This window comes from Polynucleobacter sp. 35-46-11, assembly GCF_002281105.1.
Map to the genome: position 1 here is coordinate 1 of NZ_NCFJ01000075.1, position 8930 is coordinate 8930.

At 46.7% G+C, this 8930-nt stretch carries 7 protein-coding genes; 3 read left to right on the plus strand and 4 right to left on the minus strand.

From position 1 onward, the window contains the following. The 4 genes from B7Y67_RS07605 to B7Y67_RS07620 form a co-directional block, all read right to left on the minus strand. Window positions 1-1893: efflux RND transporter permease subunit (locus tag B7Y67_RS07605; protein WP_293598122.1), on the minus strand; the 1893-nt coding region annotated here is incomplete at its 3' end. After that, window positions 1890-3173: an efflux RND transporter periplasmic adaptor subunit gene (locus B7Y67_RS07610; RefSeq protein WP_293598123.1), complete on the minus strand. Its 1284-nt coding sequence runs from the start codon at window positions 3171-3173 to the stop codon at window positions 1890-1892. The genes B7Y67_RS07610 and B7Y67_RS07605, both read right to left, overlap by 4 nt. A 113-nt stretch (window positions 3174-3286) precedes the next feature. Beyond that, window positions 3287-3724: a ribonuclease HI gene (gene rnhA / locus B7Y67_RS07615; RefSeq protein ID WP_293598126.1), complete on the minus strand. Its 438-nt coding sequence runs from the start codon at window positions 3722-3724 to the stop codon at window positions 3287-3289. A gap of 22 nt (window positions 3725-3746) precedes the next feature. Then, entirely contained in the window at window positions 3747-4562 is an 816-nt protein-coding gene (locus tag B7Y67_RS07620; protein WP_293598124.1) for a class I SAM-dependent methyltransferase, read from the minus strand. Window positions 4563-4568: 6 nt separating this feature from the next. Between B7Y67_RS07620 and gloB the strand changes: the two genes are divergently transcribed. From gloB to B7Y67_RS07635, 3 genes are read left to right on the plus strand one after another with little or no spacing between them, the layout of a single operon-like run. After that, window positions 4569-5375, plus strand: coding sequence for a hydroxyacylglutathione hydrolase (gene gloB / locus B7Y67_RS07625; RefSeq protein WP_215387674.1), 807 nt, complete (start codon window positions 4569-4571; stop codon window positions 5373-5375). Further along, window positions 5375-6781 (plus strand): transglycosylase SLT domain-containing protein, encoded by a 1407-nt coding sequence (locus B7Y67_RS07630; protein WP_293598125.1) that lies wholly within the window; start codon window positions 5375-5377, stop codon window positions 6779-6781. Before gloB ends, B7Y67_RS07630 begins: the two co-directional genes overlap by 1 nt. 35 nt (window positions 6782-6816) lie before the next feature. Then, a complete protein-coding gene (locus tag B7Y67_RS07635) occupies window positions 6817-8700 on the plus strand; it encodes a propionate--CoA ligase (RefSeq protein ID WP_215387676.1) in 1884 nt (627 codons plus the stop codon). The last annotated feature ends 230 nt before the right edge of the window (window positions 8701-8930 follow it).

Here is an 8930-nt window from a genome sequence, read left to right on the forward strand (position 1 = left end):
CATGACCTTGCTCATCTTCTGGCGTTCGCTCTTGGGCTTGAGAATCACAAAGAATCTACCGGTGTTTCGTCCTGAGCTCATGCCTCCCCCCAGAATCGAAATGGATGTTTCCACGTTTGGATCGTTATCCACAATAACTGCGGCCCGATCTTGCAATTCCAGCATCGTTTTAAACGAAGTATCCTGTGCTGCCTCTACGGTGATGCGGAGTTGCCCAATGTCTTCTTCCGGGAAGAATCCTTTGGGGCTAAATGCAAAGAGGGCAATGGTGGCTATGAAAGTGGCTATCGTCCCCCACAACACTTTTTTTCTATTAACGAGTGCTAGGTCTAAATAATGGGTGTAGCTATTGAGGGACCAGGTGAATATTCGATCAAAGCCCTTTGTGAATGGGTAGCTTTTTGATTCACCATGCTGCTCTTTGAGAAAGCGACTGCATAGCATCGGCACAATAGTCAAGGAGACTACTGCAGAGACCAGAATCGAGAGGGTAACAACGACTGCAAATTCTCTAAAGAGAAGTCCGATCGGCCCTGCCATAAAGAAAAGCGGGATAAATACTGCCACAAGAGATAAGGAGATGGAAACAATCGTAAATCCAACTTCCTTGCTTCCCTTGAGCGCTGCCTTGAGCGGACTCATGCCACTTTCGATATAGCGCATGATGTTTTCTAGTACAACAATCGCATCATCTACCACCAATCCAACTGCCAGAGTAATACCCAGTAGTGAAATATTGTCTAGGCTATAGCCCATAAAGTAAAAGACAAAAAAAGCGCCAATCAGAGAAATCGGCAAGCTAATCGAGGGGATGACGGTGGCTGCAATATTCTTGAGAAATAAGAAGATGACAAGTACAACCAATGCAATTGTCAGTATCAGCGTGAGATTGACATCGTGGATCGACTCGATAATAGACGTTGAGCGATCATTAATGAGGCTGAGCTGAATTGATTCAGGTAACTGTGCTTTGAGAGTGGGGAGCAAGCGCTTAATCTCGTTCACAACTTCTACTGTGTTTGCATTAGGCTGGCGCATCACCCCCATTGCAATTGAGCGCTCACCTTTAGCGGTCGCAAAGGTTTTAACGTCCTCATAACTCTCTTCAACGACAGCAACATCTTTGAGATAGACCGGGAAGCCATTGCGTTGCGCAACGATCAGATTGCCAAATTCTTCAGCTTTAACGAGTTGCGGATTTGCATAGATCGTAATCAACTGTCGTGGGCCATCTAGCGTGCCGATAGGACTATTGGTATTGGCTTTATTAATGGCAGCAGCCAACTCATCCATGGTGATATTGCGATTGCCTAACGCATCCGGTTGAGCGCTAACACGAATCGCATATCGTTTGGCGCCATAGACATTTACTTGTGAAACGCCGCTGATGGTGGATAGATTAGGTGCCATCAAATTTTCAGCGTAATCATTAATCTCCGATAGGCTGATGGATGGTGAGCTCATCCTGATAATGATGACTGGGGTATCCGCTGGATTGATTTTGCGATACGACGGTGGAATCGTCATCTCAATAGGTAGACGTCTTTGAGCTCGTAATAAAGCTGCTTGAACATCAACAGATGCCTTATCAATATCGCGATCATTATTAAACTCAAGGGTAACGCTGGTAGCGCCTAAGGTGCTACTTGAACTAATGATTTTGATGCCATCGATAGTAGAAAACTCTTTTTCTAAAGGCAGTGCTACAGCTGAAGCCATGTTCTCGGGTGATGCGCCCGGTAGACTTGCTGTAACCGAAATAATCGGCGTATTGAAGCTGGGTAGGGCGGCAACAGGAATCTTAAAATAAGCGACGCTTCCAGCGATAACGGTAGCTAGCGAGAGCAAAACCGTCATGACCGGCCTTCTAATACATAATTCTGAGAGCGTCATTTTGCTTGGGCTGCAGGAGTGTTGGCAGGCTTGGCTTCGCGCACTTTGCTTCCTGTCCGCAAATTTTGTTTGCCTTCCACGACAATTCGTTGGCCAACTTCTAGACCGTTGACAACCGAAGTGCCTTGGTATTCATAGCTCACGGTGATGGGTTTGGCTGCTACCTTGCCATCCTTATCCACAATATAGACTAAGCGTCCTTTAGGATTCATGACGATCGCTTCAGATGGAATGGCAATGACATCTTTTAATGTATTCGCATTTAAGGACACGCGCGCAAATTGACCAGGTAGCAACTCGTACTTCTCATTTGGTATTTGCGCTTTGACGCGAACTGCTGCTATTTGAGGATCAATTTGGTTATCGACCACCAACACTTCTCCGTTGAAAACTCTTTGAGTATTGTTACCAACTGTCACCTGTACTTTCATAGGTGTACCACTCTGTTTGCTTTCTAAAAGAATGGGAATATCTTTTTCTGGAATCACAAACTGAACATTAATTGGATTAAGTTGTGTAATTGTGACCATTGAGCTGGTGGTGGAGGTCGAAGATGCGTTGGTTGCACTGATCACTGTATTGCTAGCCTGCACCAGGGTCCCTGGGAAAACATTGATGATGCCGGCCTTTCCATCAATGGGGGAACGAATAAAGTCGAAAGAAAGTTGAACGCGAGCAGTCTCTGCAGCTGCTTGGGCTGACTTTGCATTGGCTAATGCAGTTTCTAATCCTGCTTTTGAAATGAAGTTCTTAGTAACGAGCTCCTTGGCACGTAAGTATTGTTTTTGAGCATCATCAGCTAAGGCTTTGAGCTTTTCATAGTTAGCCGTGTCAGTTCGATTATCGAGGGTAAATAAGAGTTCACCCGCTTTGACGTCTTGCCCATCTATAATATGAATCTTGTCAACTTTATTGGTGACCATTGGGCGGATATCCACAATGCTATTGGAAACAATTGTTCCGGTAGCTTCAATGACAAGTGGAATATCTTTCTTTTCGGTCACCATGCTGGTGATAGTTTGAACTGCACCAGCTTTGCCGCTAGGTGGGAAAAAGTAGTCGTAAGCCTTTGAGCCAGCAAATAAGATGAGCGCCACAATCACAATACGCCACTTGTACTGCAATACCAAAGCTTTGCCAGTGGGGTAATCCAATTTTTGCTTTAACGAGAATGTAGGGGAGATTTTGTGCCACACTTTGCACAAGCGCGCCATGACCCAGTTTTTGAGTAATGGCAATTTGGCAACTGTTTTATCTAGCGCTGATTCTATTTTGGACACGTTCTCGAATTTTCTTGGATTTATATGGATTTGAGGCTCTTTTTGGAGCCAATTTATATCTTTTCATTCTCTCACAAGACCAGTAAAAACGGGCTTGGGGGCAATACTTTGGCCTAAGGTAAAAATTCCTCTACACCCCGATTGGCTAGTAAGTCAGCCAACTCATTTCCAGGGTGGCCGCTGTGTCCACGTACCCAATGCCAGGAGATCTTGTGTTCAGGGATGAGAGCATCCAACTCCTGCCATAAATCGGCATTCTTGACCGGATCTTTGCTGGCAGTCTTCCAGCCTCTTTTCTTCCAACCCTCGAGCCACTCAGTGACACCTTTTTGGACGTACTGAGAGTCTGTCCAAAGCTCTACGGAGCTAGTTTGCTTGAGGGCTCGTAGCGCATGAATAACGGCGCTAATTTCCATGCGGTTATTGGTAGTGTGCTCAGCCCCACCATGCAAATGCTTCTCATGAGCCCCTGAGCGTAAAACTGCGCCCCAGCCGCCCGGGCCAGGATTGCCTTTGCAGGCGCCATCGGTATAAATCACGATATGGGGCAGGGTTTTGGTTTGAGGCATGCCGTTAATTTACTTTGTCTTGGTTATTAGCTAAGTTCTGTCTACTTTCAGTTGCCGGACTTAATTGGGAGATTGCTGGGAGCCGTAAACCCTGAACCTGGCCAATGAGCCGGATACCTTGCTGACGTTTAATGGCTGAGACCAAAAAAACAGCCCCAAAAATAGGCCACCAGCGGTTGCCAGCATGCTCCATAAAATCCATTCTGCCCATCCCTGACTCACTACTCAGGGGGAGTTTGTAACACCCAAAATGACCGCGGTCTAATGAGAAGTTCAATAGCTGCAACCAGTCTTTCACTCTTAGCAGGCCAATAAATTGCCCGTCCCGAGGCAGGTAAGGGCTGCCTATCCAGCGGCTGAGATATTGGCGCATACCCCAAAGACTAGCTGGGTTAAAGCCAGAAATAATGAGACGACCCTCTGGGCGCAGGACGCGCTCAGCTTCCCGCAGAATTTGATGGGGATCTGCTGCAAATTCCAAGACATGCGGTAGCACTAATAAATCGATGGTTTCAGAGGCAAAAGGGAGTTCGCTAGGACTGCCTTCAACCTGATGCCAATTGAATTCGGTAAGCTGTTTTTGGCGATCATTGGAGTGAATCAGGAGCGCGTGCAAAGGCATACGGTTTTCTGCCAGGGTATTAATTTGTGGCAAACCGATTTGTACGGCATAAAAACCGAAGACATCAGCCACGATCTGATTGAAGCATTTCTGCTCCCAGGCCAACACATAGCGTCCTGGAGGCGATTGCAGCCACTTTTCCCATGAACTCCATGGTGGTGCAGGCATCTGAGATGGTGAGGGTGGGATTGGTATCATGGGCGTATGGTGAAGAATACTTTATTGCATGTTTGGCCGATACCGGCTTTTGATGACAACTACATCTGGTGCATTCATGATGGTCAATCCGCATTGATCGTAGATCCAGGCGACGCTGACCCGGTCTTGAAATACCTGGAGCAACAAAACCTCGCTTTGACGGGTATTTTAATTACCCACCACCATGCTGACCATACTGGTGGCATTTTGAATCTACTGCAGGCGCTGGGATCGGTTCCAGTCTATGGTCCAGCCAGCATTGATATTCCTGCTCGTACTAATGCCATGATGGAAGGCGATAAGATTGAAGTGGCTGCGCCGCGCATCAGCTTTGAGGTGTATGAGGTGCCGGGACACACTCTGAGTCACATTGCTTACTTTGCGAATATGCAGGCTAATGTGGTCGAGCCTATGTTGTTCTGCGGTGATACTTTGTTTGCCTCTGGTTGTGGCCGTTTATTCGAAGGCACCCCAACACAGATGAGTCAATCTCTCGCCAAGTTCATCTCCTTGCCGAAAAATACCCTGGTGTATTGCACTCATGAATACACCTTGTCGAATATCCGATTTGCTCTAGCTGTTGAACCCAATAATGCGAATCTCATCACATGGGCGGAAACTGCCAAGGCCCTGCGAGATCAACATCTACCAACCTTGCCAACGACTATCGGACAGGAGTTGCAAGTGAACCCCTTCATGCGCTGTGATCAACAGGCTGTAATCGATGCCGCTATCGAGGTCTCTGGTGAAAAATTATTGCCAACACCTGCACATGTTTTAGCGGTAATTCGGGCCTGGAAGGATCGGTTCTGATGTTGTGGCGTTATGCAGCGATTTTGCTGATTGCTGCACTCTCTGGTTGTGCAAGTACTGGAGATTGGTCTTCGGACTCCTCCGGTCAATCAGATCCACGGGCGGCAAAAGCGAAGCGGGTCAATCTCAAGGATCAATCTGTCAGTAGCATCTATGCGCCATCGAGTAATTTGTGGATTCGTATCCGCGATGGCTTTCAGATGGAGCCGATGAATACTCCTCTGGAGATTGAGCAGGTGAGGTGGTTAAGTGCTCGACCTGACTATGTGCATCGATCAATGGAACGTTCTTCACGTTATTTGTTTTATATCGTTCAAGAGGTTCATACACGCAATATGCCGATGGAGATTGCGCTCCTTCCCTTTGTTGAGAGTGCTTTTGTGACGAATGCTAAATCCAGTGCAAAGGCCATGGGTTTATGGCAATTTATGCCAGCAACCGGGAAAGACTTTCAGCTGACGCAAAACGTCTTTAGAGATGAGCGCAGGGATGTATTGCAGTCAACTGATGCTGCCCTCGATTATTTGCAGCGTTTACACAAGCAGTTTGGTAGCTGGGAGCTTGCTTTAGCAGCTTATAACTGGGGGGCGGGTAATGTGGCTAAAGCCCAAAAGCGAAATTTGGCTGCTAGATTACCAACTGATTACCTCAGTCTCAAAATGCCGAATGAGACTCGCAACTATGTCCCTAAGTTGATGGCCTACCGGCAGATCGTTTTAGATCCCCAAGCCTATGGCATCGTCTTGCCTGAATTGGAAAATCATCCTTATTTTGTGGCGGTAGATGTTGGTAGCGATATTGATGTTGATCTAGTGATTAAGTTGGCAGAGATCCCATCTGAAGAGTTTCATAATCTCAATCCATCATTTAATAAACCGGTGATTTTGAGTAATGCCAATCAGCAGATTTTGCTGCCTTTTGGACATGCAGAAATCTTTCAAGATAACCTCAAAAAATACACCAAGCCACTTTCCACTTGGACCGCGGTGCGCATTGCAAAAACTGAGCCAGTGGATAAGGCTGCTAAGACCCTGGGAGTCGATGCTGATGCTCTACGAGATATCAATGGGATTCCAAAAGGAATGCGCATAAGGGCTGGCTCAACTGTACTTGTCCCCAAAACCAACCAAAATTCTGGGGATATTTCAGTGGCGATGGCAGAAAATGCGAATCTGAGTCTAGTTAAACCAGCCCCAGCCCCTAAAAAATGTGCAAAAGGGGCTAATTGTTCCTCAGGAAAGTCTTCGAAAGCAGTGGGGCAGGGCAAATCTTCCTCAAATAGCTCTGGCTCTCAGCATAAACACGCATCGACAGGGCTTGCAAAATCTGCGAAAAATGGATCTGCGAAAGTTACTAGCCCTGCAGCTAAGACGTCAAATGCCAAAGGAACTAGCAAAATCCAATAATCTCAGAATCTTTAATTTACTTATTTAGGTTGACCATGTCCTATAAATCAGAACACGAACGCTCCATTAAAGACCCAGATGGTTTCTGGGGAGAGCAGGCAAAACTCATTCATTGGGAGAAGCCATTCAATAAGGTTCTAGATTACGCAAACCCTCCGTTTGCAAAATGGTTTGAAGGTGGTTTAACCAATCTTTGCTACAACGCGGTTGATCGCCATCTTCAGGATCGCGCAGATCAAATTGCTCTCGTTGCTGTGTCAACAGAAACCAATGTAGAAAAAGCATACACATTTAAAGAGCTCTACGAAGAAGTTAATCGTATGGCTGCTATCTACAAGGCCAATGGCGTTCAAAAAGGCGATCGCGTATTGATCTACATGCCGATGATTGCTGAAGCATGTTTTGCAATGCTCGCTTGCGCGCGTATTGGTGCTATTCACTCTGTCGTGTTTGGTGGCTTTGCATCCCATAGCCTTGCTTCACGTATCGATGATGCAAAACCAAAGATGATTGTGACCTCAGAGGCAGGATCGCGTGGTGGCAAATCGGTTCCCTACAAGCCATTGCTAGACGAGGCTATTACGCTGGCAAGTTACAAACCAGAAAAAGTATTGATCGTGAACCGCGGCTTAACTGAGTTCACGACAGTTGCTGGACGTGATTTAGATTACGCAAGTGAGCGCCAAAAACACTTAAATGACTTGGTGCCAGTTGAGTGGGTTGACGCCACACATCCTTCCTATATTTTGTATACCTCTGGCACAACCGGCAAGCCTAAGGGTGTGCAGCGTGATACCGGTGGTTACGCTGTGGCCTTGATGTCCACAATGAATCACATCTTCTGTGGCAAGCCTGGTGAAACCATGTTTACTACTTCAGACATTGGTTGGGTTGTTGGTCATAGCTACATCATCTATGGCCCATTGCTTAATGGTATGGCTACGATCATGTACGAGGGCACTCCATTGAGCCCAGATGCAGGTATCTGGTGGAAGCTGGTAGAGAAGTACAAAGTCTCAGTCATGTTCTCTGCGCCAACAGCAGTTCGTGTTTTGAAGAAGCAAGATCCTGCATTCTTAACAAAATATGATCTTTCAACATTACGTGCCTTGTTCTTGGCGGGCGAGCCTTTGGATGAGCCAACTGCAAGTTGGATTCATGATGCGATTAAGAAGCCGATTGTCGATAACTACTGGCAGACAGAAACTGGCTGGCCTATGTTGGCAATTCAGCGTGGCGTTGAAGTAATGCCGCATAAATTTGGCTCACCTGGTGTTCCATCATTTGGTTACAACATGAAGTTGTTGGATGACGCTACTTCAGAAGAGTTGGGTTCAGATAAGAAGGGCGTGATTGCTATCGAGGGACCCCTGCCTCCAGGTTGTATGCAAACTGTTTGGGGTGATGACAAGCGCTTTGTTAGCACCTACTGGGAAACCATTCCCGGTAAGACGATTTATTCCACCTTTGACTGGGGCATCAAAGATGATGACGGCTATTTCTTCATCTTGGGCCGTACCGATGATGTGATTAACGTTGCTGGCCACCGTTTAGGCACTCGTGAGATCGAGGAGAGTATTTCTGGCCATTCCAATGTTTCAGAAGTGGCGGTAGTGGGTATTGAAGATAAGCTCAAAGGTCAGGCTGCGATTGCTTTTGTGATTCCTAAGGATTCTTCTAACACCGCAACTTTAGAAGCGGAGTGTATGAAAACTGTGGACTCCACATTGGGCGCGATTGCTCGTCCAGGACGTGTTTATATTGTGACGGCCTTGCCTAAGACCCGTTCTGGCAAGATTGTTCGCCGTGCTCTCCAAGCTGTGGCTGAAGGGCGTGATCCTGGCGATATCAGCACCATGGAAGATCAGACTGTTTTAGCTCAAATTAAGACCATCATCGAGCAAAGCGCGAAGTCTTAAATCTTCTGTAAATGATCAAAATAAGCCCCTCAGTCGGATGACTTGGGGGCTTATTACCTTCCAGGCTTGATTGGCTGGGAATCCAAGGGTTTATACGCAAAACTGGTATCATTGTTAGGTTCAAAACTTATTAAATTACCCTAGCGCTTAAAGACACTCACCTCCCGCACAAACAGTCCTGGGTTGGTCTTTTTGGGGTGTTGAGCGTCGGATGGAGCAGGGACTGGAGA